The sequence below is a fragment of the Acinetobacter sp. NIOH-H-8 genome (assembly GCF_046635365.1).
Taxonomy (GTDB): domain Bacteria; phylum Pseudomonadota; class Gammaproteobacteria; order Pseudomonadales; family Moraxellaceae; genus Acinetobacter.
In genome coordinates, this window is the sequence record NZ_JBHDVN010000002.1 from 105,694 (window position 1) to 125,381 (window position 19,688).

Annotated in this window: 16 protein-coding genes; 11 read left to right on the plus strand and 5 right to left on the minus strand. The window is 42.5% G+C overall.

Features of this window, described 5'->3' with window-relative positions:
- The first annotated feature begins 130 nt into the window (after positions 1–130).
- The 5 genes from betI (at position 131) to ACEWB7_RS01930 (ending at position 7,324) form a co-directional block, all read left to right on the plus strand.
- Positions 131–709, plus strand: coding sequence for a transcriptional regulator BetI (gene betI, locus ACEWB7_RS01910; RefSeq protein ID WP_034705247.1), 579 nt, complete (start codon positions 131–133; stop codon positions 707–709).
- Positions 710–730: 21 nt separating this feature from the next.
- Positions 731–2,206, plus strand: coding sequence for a betaine-aldehyde dehydrogenase (gene betB, locus ACEWB7_RS01915; protein WP_262737488.1), 1,476 nt, complete (start codon positions 731–733; stop codon positions 2,204–2,206).
- Positions 2,207–2,216: 10 nt separating this feature from the next.
- Positions 2,217–3,872, plus strand: coding sequence for a choline dehydrogenase (gene betA / locus ACEWB7_RS01920; protein WP_034585192.1), 1,656 nt, complete (start codon positions 2,217–2,219; stop codon positions 3,870–3,872).
- Positions 3,873–3,999: 127 nt separating this feature from the next.
- A complete protein-coding gene (locus ACEWB7_RS01925) occupies positions 4,000–4,770 on the plus strand; it encodes a hypothetical protein (protein WP_034705255.1) in 771 nt (256 codons plus the stop codon).
- A gap of 355 nt (positions 4,771–5,125) precedes the next feature.
- Positions 5,126–7,324, plus strand: coding sequence for an OsmC domain/YcaO domain-containing protein (locus tag ACEWB7_RS01930; RefSeq protein WP_411580364.1), 2,199 nt, complete (start codon positions 5,126–5,128; stop codon positions 7,322–7,324).
- Positions 7,325–7,487: 163 nt separating this feature from the next.
- Here ACEWB7_RS01930 and ACEWB7_RS01935 read toward each other — a convergent pair whose 3' ends face one another.
- Positions 7,488–8,324, minus strand: a complete 837-nt coding sequence (locus ACEWB7_RS01935; RefSeq protein WP_004785687.1) for an IclR family transcriptional regulator — start codon at positions 8,322–8,324, stop codon at positions 7,488–7,490.
- Positions 8,325–8,893: 569 nt separating this feature from the next.
- On the opposite strand from ACEWB7_RS01935, the gene ACEWB7_RS01940 reads away from it, so the two are divergent.
- The 5 genes from ACEWB7_RS01940 (at position 8,894) to ACEWB7_RS01960 (ending at position 14,165) form a co-directional block, all read left to right on the plus strand.
- Positions 8,894–10,048, plus strand: coding sequence for an acyl-CoA dehydrogenase family protein (locus tag ACEWB7_RS01940; protein ID WP_034171043.1), 1,155 nt, complete (start codon positions 8,894–8,896; stop codon positions 10,046–10,048).
- 33 nt (positions 10,049–10,081) lie between these two features.
- The gene (locus ACEWB7_RS01945; protein WP_005235711.1) at positions 10,082–11,281 is read left to right on the plus strand and encodes an acyl-CoA dehydrogenase; all 1,200 of its coding nucleotides are present in this window, start codon (positions 10,082–10,084) and stop codon (positions 11,279–11,281) included.
- A gap of 210 nt (positions 11,282–11,491) precedes the next feature.
- Complete coding sequence (locus ACEWB7_RS01950) at positions 11,492–12,772, plus strand: MFS transporter (RefSeq protein WP_125278502.1); 1,281 nt, start codon at positions 11,492–11,494, stop codon at positions 12,770–12,772.
- Positions 12,773–12,822: 50 nt separating this feature from the next.
- Positions 12,823–13,491, plus strand: a complete 669-nt coding sequence (locus ACEWB7_RS01955; protein ID WP_005235708.1) for a 3-oxoacid CoA-transferase subunit A — start codon at positions 12,823–12,825, stop codon at positions 13,489–13,491.
- Positions 13,491–14,165, plus strand: coding sequence for a 3-oxoacid CoA-transferase subunit B (locus ACEWB7_RS01960; RefSeq protein ID WP_125278503.1), 675 nt, complete (start codon positions 13,491–13,493; stop codon positions 14,163–14,165). Before ACEWB7_RS01955 ends, ACEWB7_RS01960 begins: the two co-directional genes overlap by 1 nt.
- A gap of 166 nt (positions 14,166–14,331) precedes the next feature.
- Here the strand turns inward: ACEWB7_RS01960 and ACEWB7_RS01965 are convergent, their stop codons facing one another.
- The gene (locus ACEWB7_RS01965; RefSeq protein ID WP_125278504.1) at positions 14,332–14,643 is read right to left on the minus strand and encodes a hypothetical protein; all 312 of its coding nucleotides are present in this window, start codon (positions 14,641–14,643) and stop codon (positions 14,332–14,334) included.
- Between the two features lie 146 nt (positions 14,644–14,789).
- Between ACEWB7_RS01965 and ACEWB7_RS01970 the strand changes: the two genes are divergently transcribed.
- A complete protein-coding gene (locus ACEWB7_RS01970) occupies positions 14,790–15,173 on the plus strand; it encodes a hypothetical protein (RefSeq protein ID WP_125278505.1) in 384 nt (127 codons plus the stop codon).
- A 68-nt stretch (positions 15,174–15,241) separates the two neighbouring features.
- Here ACEWB7_RS01970 and ACEWB7_RS01975 read toward each other — a convergent pair whose 3' ends face one another.
- From ACEWB7_RS01975 to ACEWB7_RS01985, 3 genes are all read right to left on the minus strand, one after another.
- Positions 15,242–16,441 (minus strand): MFS transporter, encoded by a 1,200-nt coding sequence (locus tag ACEWB7_RS01975; RefSeq protein WP_125278506.1) that lies wholly within the window; start codon positions 16,439–16,441, stop codon positions 15,242–15,244.
- A gap of 17 nt (positions 16,442–16,458) precedes the next feature.
- Positions 16,459–17,724 carry a DcaP family trimeric outer membrane transporter gene (locus ACEWB7_RS01980; protein ID WP_125278507.1) on the minus strand — a complete coding sequence of 422 codons (1,266 nt, stop codon included), beginning with the start codon at positions 17,722–17,724 and terminating at the stop codon, positions 16,459–16,461.
- A 223-nt stretch (positions 17,725–17,947) separates the two neighbouring features.
- Complete coding sequence (locus ACEWB7_RS01985; RefSeq protein WP_125278508.1) at positions 17,948–19,246, minus strand: MFS transporter; 1,299 nt, start codon at positions 19,244–19,246, stop codon at positions 17,948–17,950.
- Positions 19,247–19,688: the final 442 nt, after the last annotated feature.

The following is a 19,688-nucleotide window of genomic DNA, read 5'->3' on the forward strand; positions in this document are numbered from 1 at the left end:
TGAGCTGGTACTATAATTTTTATTAATTGAACGTTCAATTAAAAAAGCGTTTATGAATTGTTACATCATTCAGCTATTTGCTTTAGCAGAGTGATTTTTTATTGCTACATCCGTTATTCAGGTTAGTCCTATGCCAAAAGTTGGTATGCAACCGATCCGTCGTCAGCAACTGATTGATGCCACCTTAGCTGCAGTCAATGAGCTAGGTTTTGCAGAAGCTTCAATTAGTCAGATTGCTCAGAGGGCAGGTGTCTCAACCGGCATCATAAGTCATTATTTTCAAGGTAAAAATGGGTTAATTGAAGCCACAATGCGTTACTTATTGCAGCAATTAGGTAAGTCTGTTGCTGAAATCAAGTCACAGGTGAATGGCGCCCCTGAACAACGCTTACTGGCGATTGTGCGTGGCAATTTTACTGCTCCACAAACGGATAAAGCGGCCATGAAAGTATGGTTGGCTTTTTGGGCCAGCAGTCTGCATCAGCCCGATTTACATCGTTTACAGCAAATAAACCATTACCGCTTACATTCCAATCTTAAATATGAATTCATGAAAAAGCTGAGTAAGGATCAAGCTGAGAAGGCAGCACAAGGTCTGGCTGCACTCATTGATGGATTCTGGCTAAGAGGTGCTTTAGTAAGTGGCGAAATTGATCCAGAACTGCCGATTGAACTGTGTAGTGAATATATCCGGCAACAACTCAAATAACCAATCTGCGAGGGAATTCCATTGACAACACTCAAACTGCAACGTCCTTATATCTATGGACAATATGTCGATGCAACGTCCAATAGCACGTTTCAAACTATTAACCCTGCAACAGGCGAAGTCCTGGCTGAAGTGCAGGTCTGTTCAAAAAATGATATCGATCGTGCGGTTGAATCTGCACAACAAGGGCAAAAAGTCTGGGCAGAAATGACCGCGATTCAACGTTCGCGCATCTTAAATAAGGCCGTGGCCATTTTAAGAGAACGTAACGATGAGCTGGCAAAATTAGAAAGCCTGGACAGCGGTAAAGCCTTTAGTGAAACATCGACTGTTGATATTACGACAGGTGCAGATGTACTCGAATATTATGCAGGCATTTTACCAGTTCTTGAAGGCCAGCAAATCCCGCTGAGAAGCAGTTCCTTTGTCTATACCCGCCGTGAACCTTTGGGTGTCGTCGCTGGAATTGGCGCATGGAATTATCCGATTCAGATCGCTTTATGGAAATCTGCACCGGCACTCGCTGCAGGCAATGCCATGATTTTCAAAGCCAGTGAAGTCACACCTTTAACTGCGTTGAAACTGGCAGAAATTTATACTGAAGCCGGTGTACCGCATGGTGTATTTAATGTGGTGACTGGTAGTGGTGAAATTGGTGGTTATCTGACTTCGCATCCCGATATTGCCAAAGTGTCATTCACTGGTGGCGTTTCTACCGGCAAAAAAGTTATGGCGCAAGCTGCCAATTCTAGTTTGAAAGAAGTCACTATGGAGCTGGGCGGTAAGTCTCCGCTGATTATCTGTGAAGATGCCGATCTGGATCTGGCGGCTGATATTGCCATGATGGCCAACTTCTATAGCTCTGGTCAGGTGTGTACCAACGGTACTCGTGTTTTTGTACCTTTGGCATTGAAAGCAGCATTTGAAGAAAAGATTTTGCAGCGTGTTGAACATATCCGTATGGGTGATCCTCTCGATCCTGAAACCAATTTCGGCCCAGTGTCCAGTTTTGAGCATATGGAAAAAGTGCTGGGCTATATCGAAAAAGGCAAGATAGAAGGGGCACGCCTATTATGTGGCGGCGGCCGTGCTGAGGATGAACAGTTTGCCCAAGGGGCTTATGTCCTGCCAACCGTATTTACCGACTGCCGCGATGACATGACCATTGTGCGTGAAGAAATCTTCGGTCCTGTCATGAGTATCCTGAGTTATGACACCGAGCAAGAAGCCATTCGTCGTGCCAATGACACCGATTATGGTCTGGCCGCAGGTGTCGTCACACCAGACTTGGCCCGTGCACACCGAATTATTCATCAGGTAGAAGCAGGTATCTGCTGGATTAATACCTGGGGTGAATCACCTGCAGAAATGCCGGTCGGTGGCTATAAGCATTCCGGTGTCGGACGTGAAAATGGTCTAGTCACTTTGCAGCACTACACCCAGACCAAATCGGTTCAGGTCGAACTCAGTCCTTTCCAGTCTGTATTTAGCGCATAAGGGGGATTTGATGAATTACGACTATATTATTATCGGTGCGGGCTCTGCGGGTAATGTTCTGGCAGCGCGTTTAACTGAAGATCCAGATACTAAAGTGCTATTACTTGAGGCAGGTGGCCCGGACTATCGTCTGGATTTTAGAACCCAGATGCCGGCTGCTTTGGCTTATCCTTTACAAGGACGCCGTTACAACTGGGCCTATCTGACCGATCCAGAACCCCACATGAACAATCGCCGTATGGAATGCGGCCGTGGTAAAGGTCTGGGCGGATCTTCACTGATTAATGGCATGTGCTATATCCGTGGTAATGCTATGGATCTGGAACAGTGGGCCAGCCTTAAAGGTCTGGAACACTGGAACTATGCGCAGTGTCTACCCTATTACAAAAAAGCTGAAACCCGCGATATTGGCGGCAATGACTATCATGGCGATTCAGGCCCGGTTTCAGTCGCAACGCCTAAGAATGGGAATAATGAGCTGTTTCATGCCATGGTCGAAGCTGGAGTACAGGCGGGTTATCCGCGTACTGATGACCTGAATGGCTACCAACAGGAAGGCTTCGGCCCGATGGATCGTACTGTGACACCACAAGGTCGTCGTTCCAGTACGGCACGTGGTTATCTGGATATGGCCAAAGGCCGGGATAATCTCACCATTATTACCCATGCCATGACCAACCGGATTCTGTTCAACCGCAATCAGGCGATTGGCGTAGAATATTTTGAAGGTCAAAATACCTTACAGCCGATTCAGGTCTTTGCGGATCGTGAAGTTCTACTATGTGCAGGTGCAATTGCATCTCCACAAATCCTGCAACGTTCTGGTGTAGGTCCGGCTGAATTGTTAAAAAGTCTGGATATTCCGGTGGTTCAGGACCTGCCGGGTGTGGGTGAAAACCTGCAAGACCATCTGGAAATGTACTTACAATATAAGTGCAAAAAACCGGTCAGCTTATATCCGGCATTGAAATGGTATAACCAACCCATGATTGGCGCAGAATGGTTATTCCTGGGCAAAGGCATTGGTGCCAGCAACCAGTTTGAAGCGGGGGGCTTTATCCGTTCTTCGGATGAGTTCGAATGGCCAAATATCCAGTATCACTTCCTGCCAGTGGCGATTAACTATAATGGGACCAATGCTATCCATGAGCACGGCTTCCAGGCCCATGTCGGTTCCATGCGTTCACCATCTCGTGGCCGAGTTCGTCTGAAATCCAAAGATCCGTTTGAGCATCCAAGTATTTTGTTCAACTATATGAGTACCGAACAGGACTGGCGTGAATTCCGTGATGCCATCCGCATTACCCGTGAAATTATGCATCAGCCAGCCTTGGATCCATATCGTGGTGAAGAAATCAGTCCGGGCAAAAATCTGCAAACTGATGCAGAAATTGATGAATTTGTTCGTAATCATGCAGAAACAGCGTATCATCCGTCCTGTAGCTGTAAAATGGGTGAGGATGATATGGCAGTTGTCGATGGTTATGGGCGTGTGCATGAGATGCAAGGCCTGCGTGTCATCGATGCTTCAATTATGCCGCTCATTATTACAGGTAACCTCAATGCAACCACGATCATGATGGCTGAAAAGCTTGCAGATCATATCCGTGGCAAGCAGGCATTACCTGCTTCTACAGCGCCTTTCTACCGGGCCCCACGCGCTTAAGTCATGGCTATATTCCTGTTGCTTGTTGCATCAAGGAATATAGCGAAATTTATTTTTACCCAAAGCTGGATAAGGCTGTAATCGGTTTCAGTGTTATCCATTCTTTGCTTAATATAATTTATATTTTATGAGAATTTTCAAACAAACAGTCCTTTTCGGCTGTGCTGCTGTTTCTAGTGTTTATTGTTTTGCAGATGATGCGGAAGCAAAAAAAATTGAAACCAGTGGAAACATCAGTGTAGTTTCTAAATACATCTCTCGTGGTCTGACCAATGCACCAGAAAATGATGACGTTGCTTTACAGGCAGCGCTGAATCTGGCTTATGGTAATTTTTATGTCGGTTACTGGGGCTCAACCTTAGGTTATTCCTATCCGGAACTGGAAGGCAAAAAATCACATCGTCGTGATAAAGTCGAACATGATTTTATCGTGGGCTATAACTATAGCAGTGAAAACTACGACTGGAATTTCTGGGATGCGACCTATTATTATCCGGGTGGCAGCCATACCACTTCAAATGAATTAGGTCTGAATGTAAGTCGTGCACTAAACGACAAGACCAGTGTTACAGCGGGTGTATCGACCTATTTATATGATGTGGCCTATGCCAATCAGGGTGATACTTTTTATACCTTGGATTTAACCCATCAGATTAATGACAAGCTTGGTGCACATGTCGGTGCAGCAGGTGGTTATTTTAATGATGAAGGTAAATATGAAGGTAATGAGCTAGGTAATACCACAAAACAGCATGCTTTCCGTTATGCAACTGCTGGATTGAGTTATGAAGTTGCGCCGAAATTGACCTTGTCTGGTGATTATATCTTCGGTGGTTACGACCGTTTCGGTGATAAGCAGCGCGATCTCGCTGTGTTTGGCATTGGCTATGACTTTTAATTTGGATCTTGATCTGATTTAAAATATGCATTTCGCAGTCCATGAAATCCAGTCGGGAACAGCAAGTATCAATAAAAACAGCCTGTTCCCGGCTTAAAGCCAGATTTTCTGAATATTTAATTAACAGATATTTTGATAAATCTGCAGGAAATTCGAGCAAACATTATCAATTTCATAAAATGATTCTATAATAGCGCCCATTCTTACTCGAGCTTATCCTGAAACTAACTGGTTGAAGGTTTAACCCGGGTTATTTTTATTTTTGAGTCAAATTCTCCTCCGTGATTCGGCTTGTATATTCAGATTTAGCATCTTATCTGTCCGTGGTGGCACATAAGAATATTTAGGTATCCACATGGAAATTAAGGTCAATTATCTCGATAATCTTCGTCAGGAAGCCAAGTTCGATGACTTCACGGTAATCGCCGATCAGCCGATCCGCTATAAAGGTGATGGTTCTGCGCCAGGTCCATTTGATTATTTTCTGGCTTCATCTGCGCTGTGTGCGGCCTATTTCGTTAAAGTTTATTGTGCAGCGCGTGACATTCCGACCGACAATATCCGTCTGTCTCAAAACAATATCGTCGATCCTGAAAACCGCTACAAACAGATTTTTAAAATTCAGGTCGAGCTACCGGCTGATATCTCTGAAAAAGACCGTCAGGGGATTTTGCGTTCGATCGACCGTTGTACCGTCAAAAAAGTGATTCAGACTGGTCCTGAATTTGTTATTGAAGAAGTTGAGAGCATTGATGCCGATGCGCAGGCTTTATTGATGCCAAATCTGGCTTCAGACAGCCTAACCTGTATTGCGGGTAAAGACTTACCACTTGAAGAAACTATTGCCAATATGTCTGCGATTCTGGCAGGCCTCGGCATGAAAATTGAAATTGCGTCTTGGCGTAACATTGTACCGAATGTCTGGTCATTGCATATTCGTGATGCCCAGTCACCGATGTGCTTTACCAATGGTAAAGGTTCAACCAAGGAAAGTGCGCTGGCATCTGCACTGGGTGAATTTATCGAGCGTCTGAACTGTAATTTCTTCTATAATGACCAGTTTTGGGGTGAAGATATTGCCAATGCAGAATTTGTGCATTATCCGGATGAAAAATGGTTCCAGCCGGGTCCAAATGGCGAGTTGCCAGCCGAAGTTTTAGATGAACATACCCGTGAAATTTATGATCCTGAAGATGAGTTACTGGGTACCCATCTTTATGATACTAACTCAGGCAATAAAGCACGCGGTATCTGTTCATTGCCATTTGTACGTCAGTCTGATGGTGAAACTGTATATTTCCCATCGAATCTGATTGAAAACCTGTACCTCAGTAATGGTATGAGTGCGGGCAATACCTTGGCTGAAGCTCAAGTACAATGTCTGTCTGAAATTTTTGAACGTGCGGTTAAACGCGAAATTCTGGAAGGCGAACTGGCACTTCCGGATGTACCTGAACATGTACTGGCAAAATATCCGAAAATTGTTGAAGGTATTAAAGGCTTGGAAGAACAGGGCTTTCCGGTACTGGTCAAAGATGCTTCTTTAGGTGGTCAGTTCCCAGTCATGTGCGTGACCTTGATGAACCCGCGTACAGGTGGTGTATTTGCTTCATTTGGTGCCCATCCTAACTTTGAAGTCGCTTTAGAGCGTAGTTTGACTGAATTGTTGCAAGGTCGTAGTTTTGAAGGCCTGAATGATCTGCCAAAACCTACCTTCAGTTCAAATGCAGTCACTGAACCGAATAACTTTGTTGAACACTTTATTGATTCAAGTGGTGTCGTATCTTGGCGTTTCTTCAGTGCAAAATCTGATTATGATTTTGTCGAGTGGGATTTTACCAATAATGGTGAAAACTCAAATGCCGATGAAGCTCAGGAATTGTTTACTATTCTGGAAGAGATGGGCCACAAAGTTTATATGGCGGTCTATCAGCATTTAGGTGCAACCGCTTGTCGTATTCTGGTGCCGGGTTATTCTGAAATTTATCTGGTGGAAGATCTGGTGTGGGACAATACCAACAAGGCGCTTTTATATCGTGAAGATATTCTGAACCTGCATCGTCTGGATGATGAACAGCTAGAAGCTCTGGTTGAACGTCTGGAAGAAGCAGATGAAGATGATTACACCGAGATCCGTACCTTGATCGGGATTGAATTTGACGAAAATACCGAATGGGGTCAGCTGACCATTCTGGAATTGAAACTGCTGATCTATCTGGCTTTACAGCAATTTGAAGAAGCTAAAGACCTGGTCGAACAGTTCCTGCAATACAATACCAACACGGTTGAACGTGGCCTGTTCTATCAGTGCATGAATGTCGTGCTTGAAGTCATTCTGGATGATGAAATGGAACTGGAAGACTATGAACACAACTTCCGCCGTATGTTTGGTGATGCCCGTATGGATGCAGTCCTCGGTTCAGTAGAAGGTACAGTACGTTTCTACGGTTTAGCTGAAACCAATATGCAGCTTGAAGGTCTGGATCGTCATCTACGTTTAATTGACAGCTACAAGAAACTGCATGCAGCGCGTGCCAAGTTTGTAGCAGCGTAGTAAGTGAAGATGATTAGCTGACTTTGCTAGTCTTTAAATCTTTAAAAAAATAGCCCATCTTAGAATGGGCTATTTTTTATATTGCTCTAACATCTTAGGAGTAATTAAAAAAAGAAAAAATAAAGGGCGATCATTGCCGCCCATTTAAATCTTAAATAACAGCTTAAATATTATTTAAAGTCAGGGAAATGTTATTAACCATATGAATCAGACGAGGACCGATTTCATTTTCCAGTTTTTCCTGATTGAGCAGGTAAGTTGGCGCGCCGCAGTTAAAGGTCAAAATACCATGTTTAGGGTGAATTAAAGGTACTGCGACAGAGTTCACATCTTTGGCCCAATCACCGAGAGATAAGCAATAGCCATAATCCTGATAATCACGAATGGCACGTTCTAAATTACGCTTAATGGTTGGCCATTGATCTTCATTTCTTTTCTTGATCGCATCAAATAAATATTCACGTTCTTTAACTTCCATCGCAGCCAGGCAGGCACGACCCATCGCACTACTATGAATAGGCAGGGTAGAGCCAACTGGACGACGCATGGTCAAAGTAGACTCTGTGTGAACGACTTCCAGATAAATCATGCTCAGGCGATCACGGGTTGCCATTGCCACTGGCGCTTGCGCATAACGTGACATTTCTTCCATAAATGGATAAGCCTGTGTACGAGCCGAAATATTGCTTAGCGCCGCATAACCCAAAGCCAATACGCCAACATCCAATAGGTATTTGGTCGTATTGGGTAACTGTTTTAGATAACCTAAAGAAACCAGCGTGCTGGTGATCCGGGCAACAGTCGGTTTTGGCAGATTAGTCAGTTGTGCAATTTCCTGGTTGCCCAGTAATTGATTCGTTGCAGAAAAACATCTCAGGATTTCTAAACCACGTGCAATAGACGCGATAAATTGCGGGTTATTTTCTCTATGAATATGTGAAATCGGATCTAAACGGATCTCATCAAAATTAGGTATTTCGCCAGTTTTATTTTTTGTCATGGTCAGAGCAATTAAAGGTAAATTAATAAATATGATAGCAATTAAATTTCACGATACAAAATAAAACACTTCTATTAATGATAAAAATAAATAAAAAAGTGCTCATTTTATCTGTATTTAAGTCAATTAGCGCTATTCAGCTAAAAACCATGCAGAATCTATAGGTTTTTGAGACCTGTAATGATCTTTAAGTATCTTTAGAAAATTTAAAGTTCGCCAGATAAAATTTCAAGAAAATGGAGCCAATAAAAACTAGAATCATCAGCACGATTTAATTGAAACATTCTTATCTCGCTGCGCTTTTATAGAATCAATTATGATCTGATTCAGATCATCTAACTCTTTTCTAAATCTACTAACAATCTAAAAAATTTCGCATTGTGAAATAAAATTCTAACTATAATTTTTAATTAAAGCTAGAAAAATTTGCTTTTTTGCTTAAAAAATAAAATTTTTAATAATTTTTCTTGCTCAAAATGAATTTTTATGATTATTTATTTCGTATTACGAAACTAAAATTAAAGGGTAAAGGAATTTACCCAGATGAACTAAATAACATGGAGATCCCTATGATTCGCGATCCGGAAATGCTTGAGCAACTTCTTTCGACTATTCGTAACTTTGTCAAAAATGAACTAGTCCCTTTAGAACATGAAGTTGAAGAAAGCAACGCGATTCCTGAGCGTATTGTCGAGCAGATGAAAGAATTGGGTCTGTTTGGCCTAACCATTCCAGAGGAATACGGCGGTTTAGGTATCACCATGGAAGAGGAAATTCTGGTCGCAATGGAATTAGGCCGTACATCGGCTGCATTCCGTTCTTTGATCGGGACCAATAACGGGATCGGTTCAAGCGGGATCGTGATTGACGGTACAGAAGAGCAAAAACAGAAATACCTGCCACGTTATGCGACTGGTGAAATCATTGGTTCATTCTGTTTAACTGAGCCAGATTCAGGTTCAGATGCAGCATCTTTAAAAACCAGCGCGGTTAAAGATGGCGATTACTATATTTTAAACGGTACCAAACGTTTTATTACCAATGCACCGCGTGCAACAACATTTACGGTGATGGCGCGTACCAATCCTGATATCAAAGGTGCAAGCGGCATTTCTGCATTCCTGGTAGAAGCGAATACACCGGGCCTAAGTCTGGGCAAAATTGATAAAAAAATGGGTCAACATGGTTCATACACTTGTGACGTGATTTTTGACAACTGTAAAGTTCATAAAGATCAGTTGATCGGTGGTGTTGAAGGCATTGGCTTTAAAACTGCAATGCGTGTCCTGGATAAAGGCCGTTTGCACATTGCTGGCTATAGCGTAGGTATGGCAGAGCGTATGCTGGAAGACGCTTTAAATTATGCAGTGGAACGTAAGCAGTTCGGTCAACCAATTGCGAATTTCCAACTCATCCAAGGCATGCTGGCAGACTCTAAAGCTGAGATTTATGCGGCGAAATGTATGGTTCTAGATGCTGCTCGTCTGCGTGACGAAGGCAAGAATGTAACCACTGAATCTTCATGCGCGAAAATGTTTGCCACTGAAATGTGTGGCCGTGTAGCGGATCGCTGTCTGCAAATTCATGGTGGCGCGGGCTATATCAGTGAATATTCAATTGAACGTTTCTATCGTGATGTGCGTTTGTTCCGTCTGTATGAAGGTACTACTCAAATCCAGCAAATCATCATCGCACGTGAAATGATTAAACAAGCGACTGCTTAAGCAGCAGATTTTTAGAATATTGGAAATATTAAAATGAGCACAAGAATTAGATTTGACTGGCAAGATCCATTTTTACTGGAACAGCAACTGACTGAAGAAGAACGCATGATCCGTGACAGCGCGCATGCGTACTGTCAGGATAAGCTGATGCCACGTGTACTAGAACAGTTCCGCCATGAAAAAACTGATCCAACCATTTTCCGTGAAATGGGTGAACTCGGTCTGCTGGGTCCAACCATTCCTGAGCAATACGGCGGTGCCGGCTTAAATTATGTCAGCTATGGTCTGATTGCCCGTGAAGTAGAACGTGTGGATTCAGGTTACCGTTCTATGGCCAGTGTGCAAAGTTCTCTTGTGATGGTGCCAATCAATGAATTTGGTTCTGAAGAACAGAAACAGAAATATTTGCCAAAACTGGCGACCGGTGAATACATCGGTTGTTTCGGTCTGACTGAACCAGATCATGGTTCAGATCCGGGCAGCATGATTACCCGTGCGAAAAAGGTGGATGGTGGTTACCGTCTGACGGGCGCGAAAATGTGGATTACCAACAGTCCGATTGCTGATGTCTTTGTGGTTTGGGCAAAAGAAGTGTCTCCTGAAGGCAATGTCGGTGATATTCGTGGCTTTATTCTAGAAAAAGGCTGGGAAGGGCTTTCTGCACCAGCGATTCACGGTAAGGTTGGCCTGCGTGCTTCGATTACCGGTGAAATCGTGATGGACAATGTTTTTGTTCCAGAAGAAAATGCGTTCCCGGAAATTCGTGGTCTAAAAGGTCCATTTACCTGTCTGAACAGTGCGCGTTATGGTATTGCCTGGGGTGCGATGGGTGCAGCTGAATTCTGCTGGCATACAGCGCATCAATACACCATGGACCGTAAACAGTTCGGTCGTCCATTGGCTGCGAATCAGCTGATCCAGAAAAAACTGGCGGATATGCAAACTGAAATTGCGTTGGGTCTGCAAGTGGCTTTACGTTTTGGCCGTATGAAAGACGAAGGCATTGCTTCAGTAGAAGGTACTTCACTGATCAAGCGTAATAATTGTGGTAAAGCCTTAGATATTGCCCGTTTAGCGCGTGACATGATGGGTGGTAACGGGATCTCTGATGAATTTGGTGTAGCTCGTCATCTGGTGAATCTGGAAGTGGTCAACACTTATGAAGGTACCCATGATGTACATGCCTTGATTCTAGGTCGTGCTCAAACAGGAATTGCTGCATTCTCCAACTAAATGCAGATCAACCTCTAGCCAGCATTGCTGGCTAGTTTGTTTTGGCTGACTTCTATTGAAGTCATCCAATCCAGTTCTGGGATAGATTTTAAAAATCTAGTCAGATTCAGAATTAAAGATCAATCAAACCCTTTATGTTTCATTTAATTAATTAGGTGAAACATAAACTTCTAAAAGGCACAGGAGTGCCAGCAAAGTGTAAAGGACATTATGAATACGCTTAATTCACAACAAAACCTTCTACCAGAAGAAAATATGCCTAAGAAAAAGGTCTGGATTCTGGCTTTTATCTTTTCATTTTTAGCGTTATTGGTAGATGGTGCAGATCTTGCACTATTAGCCTACAGTCTAACCAGCCTCAAACAAGAATTTTCTTTAAGTAGTATTCAGGCAGGTGCACTCGGTAGCTGGACACTTGCTGGTATGGCAATCGGTGGCTTTTTTGGTGGCTGGGCTTGTGACCGCTTCGGACGAGTGCGGGTGATTGTTGTTGCGATCGCTTTATTCTCTTCATTAACCTTCTGGCTGGGCTTCACTCAAAGCTATGAAGAATTCAAATGGTTGCGATTCTTTTCAGCAATTGGCTTAGGTGCCCTCTATATTGCCTGTAATACTCTAATGGCAGAGTATGTGCCAACAAAATATCGTTCTACAGTACTTGCTGCTTTAATGACAGGTTGGACACTTGGTTCAGTCGTTGCCACTGTACTTGCAGGATGGCTGCTTCCAGAGCTAGGCTGGCGTTACCTTTACTATATTGCCATTCTTCCGATTGTTCTTGCCATTGGCATGTTCTTCCTGGTACCAGAACCACAAGCCTGGTTAAAGGCACGTCAAGAAAGATTGGCCGCCAAAGCCAGTGGCGTAGTGCAGGAAAAACCGAAGAATACGTTTAAAATGATTTTTGCCGATGCTTTAAGCCGTCGCATGTTCATCCTCTGGTCATTCAGTACTGCATTTTTACAGTTTGGTTATTACGGTGTAAGTAACTGGTTACCGGCTTATCTGGAATCAGACTTAGGTATCAAATTTAAAGAAATGACTACCTATATGATTGGGACCTTCCTGATCATGATGTGTACCAAAGTGATCGCGGGCATTATTGCGGATAAAATTGGTCGTCGTGCTGTATTTGCTTTCGGTACCATGGGCACCGCAATCTTTATTCCTATCATTGTCTTTGGTAACACACCGGACAATATCTTATGGCTGATGCTGTTTTTCGGATTCCTTTACGGTATTCCATATGGCATTAATGCGACTTATATGACTGAAAGTTTCTCTACTAAAGTCCGTGGTACAGCAACAGGTGGCGCTTATAACATTGGCCGTCTAGGCGCAGTATTGGCACCTTTAACCATCGGTTATTTTGCGCAAGGTGGCTCAATTGGTACAGGTCTACTCATCATGAGTGTGGCTTATTTTATTTGTGGTTTGATCCCGGCAATTTTCATTAAAAACCGTTTGTTTGACCCACAAAAAGCTGACTAATTAATTGATCAAATATTTATAAAGACAGGAAGATGCTAGGAAGCAATTAAATGAATAAAATCACACAGGATATCGAAACCATACTCAAGCAGATTCCAGATGGTGCACATATTATGACCAGCGGCTTCGGTCTGGCAGGACAGCCAATCGAACTGATTGAAGCTCTGATTGATATTGGTCCTAAAGATTTGACTATCATCAACAATAATGCAGCTTCTGGTGATCGTGGCCTAACCAACCTGTTATTGTCAGGACTGGTGAAGAAAATGATTTGTTCATTTCCTCGTGCCAATAACTCAAAGGTGTTTGAAGAGCTGTATAAAGCTGGAAAAGTAGAGTTAGAACTGGTGCCACAAGGAAACTTAGCTTGCCGTATCCAAGCAGCGGGTGCAGGTCTAGGCGCTATTTTTACGCCTACAGGTTACGGCACTAAGATAGCTGAAGGTAAAGAAACCCGCCATATCAATGGCAAGGACTATGTGCTGGAATATCCAATTCATGCGGACTATGCCTTGGTTTATGGCAATCAGGCTGATCAATGGGGCAACTTGACCTACCGTAAAGCAGCACGAAACTTTGGCCCGTTAATGGCAAAAGCGGCCAAAACCACGATTGCCCAAGTGCATGAAATTGTAGAGTTAGGCGAGCTTGATCCAGAGATTATCGTAACGCCGGGTATTTTTGTGCAGCATGTGGTGAAGGTAGGAGATATCAAATAATGACAATTCAAAAACGTACACGCGAACAGATTGTAGAAAAAGTTGCACAGGATATTCCGACCGGTTCTTATGTGAATTTAGGCATTGGCTTACCAACACGCGTTGCCGGTTATTTAAAGCCTGAGCAAGATATTGTCTTGCATTCCGAAAATGGCGTTCTGGGTTTTACCGCTTTAACTGATCCTGATCAAGCTGATGATGATCTGATTAATGCCGGTAAAGAACTAGTCAGCATGCTGGATGGCGGCAGTTTTATGAACTCTGCCGATTCTTTCGATATTATGCGTGGCGGCCATTTAGATTTCTGTATTATGGGCGCCTTTCAGGTTGCTGTGAACGGTGATCTCGCTAACTGGCATACCGGTGCACTGGATGCGGTTCCAGCGGTGGGCGGGGCGATGGATCTGGCGGTTGGTGCTCGCTGTGTCTATGTCTGCATGGAACATGTCACTAAAAATGGCGAACCACGAATTGTGGAAGAACTGACTTATCCGATTACCGGCAAAAACTGCGTTGACCGCATTTATACCGATTTATGCATTATTGAACTCAAAGATAATCAGGCTTGGGTGCTAGAAATGGTCGATGGCTTGAGTTTTGAGGAACTTCAGCAACAGACCGGATGCAAGTTGCTCGATGGCCGTGCAGCTGCACAGTTAAAAGCATCCGTATAATGACCTAAACTATTTAAATATCATAAAAAATTGCAGCTTAGGCTGCGATTTTTTTTACGCTGTATTTTTATGCGTTTAGTTACGTATTCTAAAAGTGGACATTTCTATTTTTAGATTGCAACTAAATTTTGCATAATCGCCATTATGTTAAATGGGCTAGAAATTTTTAGGCAAAGCTTATTACAAAATCAATAATTAATAAGATACATCCAATTTTCCCTAGTGTATGAGCAAAGATCCCAACTGGTGAGAGATATAGAGATTTATCTTTGGAAAAGAAATTTCTTAACGTTACTTCAGCTGTGAGTCGTTCATAAGTCATTAGAACGCCCATTTCAATGCATACTAGAAATAACCCGATATTTCCTAAATATGCACCAATTTCTGTTTTACCATCTACGATATCCGAATAAATTAGGAATAAAGAGAATGCTGCAAATCCAAAACAGAAATACTTGAAATATGATTGCATCTTCATTCGGCTTCTATTCAAAAGATTAAGTGCCATCAATCTAATGTATTTGTACAAGAAGTAATAGATATACCTGGAACAAGAGAAAACATTTCTTAGCAACTACAAGGCTAAAAAATTTTAAACTTTCATTAGAAGAGACCATGTAACGAATGACATATTATTTAAGAAATTTATTAGGCTCATTTGTAGGTTTAGTAGCTTTAACTGGTGCTGTATTAACCCTGTTTGCATATAGCTCTGGGCCTTATATGACCCTAGGTATTATCTGCGGAATCATTGTTATGATATTAGGATTAACGCTTATTGGTTATATCAATGCAGCTACCGCACTGCAAAGTAAGACTCAACAAACCTTATACTTACATTCCGTATTAGTGATCTTGCTCTTCGCTACAGACTTAATTTTTGGCAATTTAGACTTATTGTTTACTATTTTAAGAAACATAGGCTTCTTTGTAATACTCCAATTTGGAGTCTATCTTTATGTAAAAAAGCGACAAATGAGCTTTAAAGAATTTCTAAAATTAACATAGATAATGTGTCATGTACTGCGCACCCAATCTTATATTCTATGAGTGCACAATGTGTGAGTCTAAATCGATTAGGATTGGGACTGAATATTGACCAGATTGCGTTCGCGGCTTAGGTCATAGCGGTTAATACTAAAGATGAGCAGGGCAAAGCCAAAGCCCAATGCAACACAGGCTGACCAACCATACATTTTCCATAGGTTTAGCGATAGAAATGCACCGATTCCAGCACCTGAAAAATAACAGGTCATATAGATTGCATTAATACGGGAACGGGCCTGCACTGAGATCCGATATACCAGATTCTGGTTTAAAACATGTAGCGAAGAAATCCCAAAATAGGCAGGAATTAATCCAATGATATACACCCATAAATAGCTTTGCGCATAGAACAGGGGAATCCAGGCCAGAATTAAGCCCGTTGTAGCGAGTTGTGCCACCCATTTTTCTCGGTGCCGTCCAATCATTTTACCAGTCCATTGTGATGACCAGATGCCAACCACACCAACAATGCCCATCAAGCCAATCTGGAAATCATTAAAATGATAGGGTGCTTCCGCCAGCACAAAAGTCATGGTGGTAAAAATAATACTCAGCATCCCAAAGCCCAAACCACCAATGATGCTGCGTCGAATCAGCATCGGTTCGGTTTTGGCAAAGGTAAATAGTGAGCGATAAATCTGCAAGATGCTCATTTGTAGCTGGCTTTTCGCTTTAGGTAACTGATACCACATGGCGATGCTGAGCAAGAGAATAGAACAGCCACTCAATAGGTATACGGCGTGCCAGGACCATAAGGTAGAAATCAGTCCTGATACAGTTCGGGCAAACAGGATACCGACCAAAACACCACTCATCAGCAGACCGACCACTTCAGCACTTTTTTCTCGTTGAGAAAGGTTGGCCGCAAAAGGAATTAGAATCTGGGTGGTAATCGAACAGAAAGAAGCTAGTAGAGTAAAACCATAGAGCATATGCAGATTAGTACTGGCAGAAAGTCCGATCAGTGCCAGTCCGGTACATAGCATGAGGCTGCAAATATAGAGACGTTTTTCAAATAAATCGCCTAGAGGTACAAACAAAAATAACCCAGTGGCATAACCAATCTGGGTTAAAACGACAGTCCAGCCAGACTCGGCCACACTGATATGCAGATCCTCTGCAATAGAATAAATTAATGGCTGGTTAAAATAGTTACAACCTGCGCAGAGTGCGCAGGTCATAGCCATCATAAACATAAACTTTCTTGAAATTTGCCCTTGGGCTGACATCCTTGTCTCCTAAGGCTTTAGAAACTATAAGTCGCTGATAAGTTCACACGAGAAACATCCGCTTCTCGATTATCAAAAGTTTCACGCTTACCGTGGTGATATTCTGCGCCCAGATTAACCTTTGGAACTGGAGAATAAATCACGTTTGCTACATAGTCAGTTAAACGTTTATTGGTTTCAGGATTCGCGCGTGCATAGTCGCTGGAATCATCAAAATCAACAACGCTAGCATTAATGCTACTACGTAGTTTCGGCGTGAATTTATGTGTAAAGCCGATATTTAAGCTATTAAACTCATTCAGTAGAAGTTCATTATTGATTGGATCGACTGAGTAATCTCCACCCCAGGCAGCACCGTCGGTGGTTGAACCTTGAGTCAAGAAAGCTGCAATACGCTGGTCGCCGACCATATGGAAATAGTTACCCTGAATCGAGTTTTGATCATTGAGATGATAACGTCCACCAAGGCCTACACCCCAACCAACTTTTTCAATATCACCTGTATCTGTTTGCGCCTGCTTTTGATTGACAAAGCCTTGAGCCAATAAATGCAGCGGACCTGATTGATGAACATATTTAGTGGTTAAAGCAGGCAAGGCAGAAGAGCGATCACCACCGGCCATATACTCCAGACCTACATTCCAGGTATTTTCCGGATCAAGTTTGAAAGCATAGCTGACTTGAGGGGTACGTAGAACTGATCCACCCAGCAATAAACTGAAATCGACAGCTTCAGTACTAATTTCCGGTGTCGACATTAATGACCAGGCCTGACCAAAGGTCCAGTTATAGTATTTTAAGTGGGCATGACGAATACGTAATCCACCGTCACCTTTACCATTATTGGTCCAGAAGTCGGCTTCTAAGCGTGCAGAAACATTCGGGTTTCCACCCAAGTCTTTCGCCAAGAAACCAATTCGGCTGGCAGCTGCAGTAAAATCTGAACGGGTAGAGTCAGGTTCAGTGAAAGGCACTTTATTAATCTGGTTAATGGTACGGCCACGAGCTTCAGTAGTACTTTTGAAATCGACTGCGCCATCAAAGCGAATCAATCCATAAACATCGACATTATCTACCATTGAACTCAAAGTTTTAGAGTCTTGTGCTTTGGCTTCTTCTTGCTGGTTCTTTAACGCAAGTTGCGCGGCTTTTTGCTGTTCCAGTTCGGCCTGGATTTGCTTTAACTGTGATTCTAAAAACTGCATCCGGTCTTCAGAAGCTTCTGCTGAAAATGCCTGTGCTGAAGCAATACCACATAACGTCGCTAAAACTAATTTTTTCATTTCTTAATCCCTAAAGAAATTTTCTGATATCTAAAAAGGAAAATCTTTCCTTGTCATTGCTCTCATTGCTAAATGCAGAGATGCTGACTTTTGAATGATGAATACGATTCTCGTTCAACCCAGAAACATCCTGTTCAGGTCAAAGGGTATGTATTCGATATTTAAAGTCATAAAAATATGGATGAAGGAGGGCAATGAATTCATAGCTCTCCTAAGTTAAAACTTATTCTGCTTTTTGTGGATCGTATAAACGGTCTTTAATAAACAGGGCAGGAATCAAGCCGCAAAGGAAGTAAGCTGCACCCATCACCAATAGACCCGTACCGATCGAACCATTCATCGCTAGATAACCAATCGTAATTGGAGCGAAGATTGCACCGATACGACCGATATTGAATGCACCACCGACTGCTGTACCACGAACACCAGTTGGGAAACTTTCAGTGAGATAGGTTGCATTAATCGCATATGGAATACCGTACAGGAAGCCGAAGATCAGCATCAGCACACCAATGTTATCGGCATTGTGCATATATACGACAACAGGAATAAACAGCGCTGTTCCCATGGTGCCGAAAGCAAACACAATACGACGACCAATTTTATCAGCCACATAACCTGCAATGATTTTGGCAAACATCATGGTGACAAAGGTACCTACCATGTATAGCGCCATTTCCTTGAATTTAATACCTAATTCAGCTTCAAGATAACTTGGTAACCAGTTACTTACACCGAAATAACCAAATAGCAGGAAACCAGAGCTGAAAGACCACAAGATGAACATCTTGCCATGGGTTTTATCTTTAAGAATGGTGATATATGGATTGCCTTTTTTGGCATCATTATCCACGATCTGACCAGTTCTTTTCATTTCACGGACACGTTTCCATGACTCTGGCTCTGGTACCATGAAGTGCATCAAAATACCCAAAGCTAATGGGGCAATTGTTACCCAGTACAGCATACGCCAGCCGAATTCAGGAATAATCCAGCCAGAAACCATGGTAATCACCAATGAGCCTAAAGTGAAACCAGTCATTAATGTTGCCAGTACTGTAGTACGGTATTTGGTCGGTACGTATTCTGACATCAGGGTATTACAGGCAATATATAAACAGCCTAAACCTAAGCACGAAAGGGTGCGTAAAATCGCAAACTCTTGATAAGACTGGGCAAAACCTGAATAGGCAGACAAAATCGAGAAGGAAATAGTGGCCAATACGATGACACGTACGCGACCGAATTTGTCACAGGCCCATCCGCCAATAAAGCCACCGATCCCCATACCCAAAAGAGAATAACTTCCCAAGGCACCGGCCTGTACAGAAGTTAGCCCCCATTCTGCTTTCAAACTGGTCAAGCTGAAAGCCAGAATACCAATGTCTGCACCGTCACATAGTAAAATCAAAAAAGCGAAGACAAAGGCCGTCATCCACAGGCGTTTAGGTGCCTGCTTAACGGTGTCGTCGGAGGAGACCCCCGTTTTAGTTTCCTCAGCTACGATGGTATCGCTTGTCATTCTTATATCCTCTATATATTAAAGTAGCATTCCTCTGCTACCGCTAAATCCATTTTCTTCCTCACGGAAAAGCATTTTCCTCATCTAAGGTCTAAGCGTCTGTGCGCATTCGCCCTGTTACGATCAGGCTGGATCTGATTTTTCCGTTTCACCTTGAGTGAAAAATCACTGAACAACGTAGTATCCTTATGACGGAAATTAATTTTTTTATTTTGTATTGTGGTTAATATTTACATAAATGAATAACCAAAATTCGAATTAAATAATTAATTCCGTATTGCGAAATCAATTAATCATAAAATAGCCAACTGAACAAGAGTTTTTACTCTAATTTTTATTAAAAAATAACTTTTTTGAGTTTTTGAGAGAAAAAATCTTGATTTATGGGTCTAGAAACCGTAGTTTTATATAAAATAAAATTTCGCTATACAAAATAAATGGA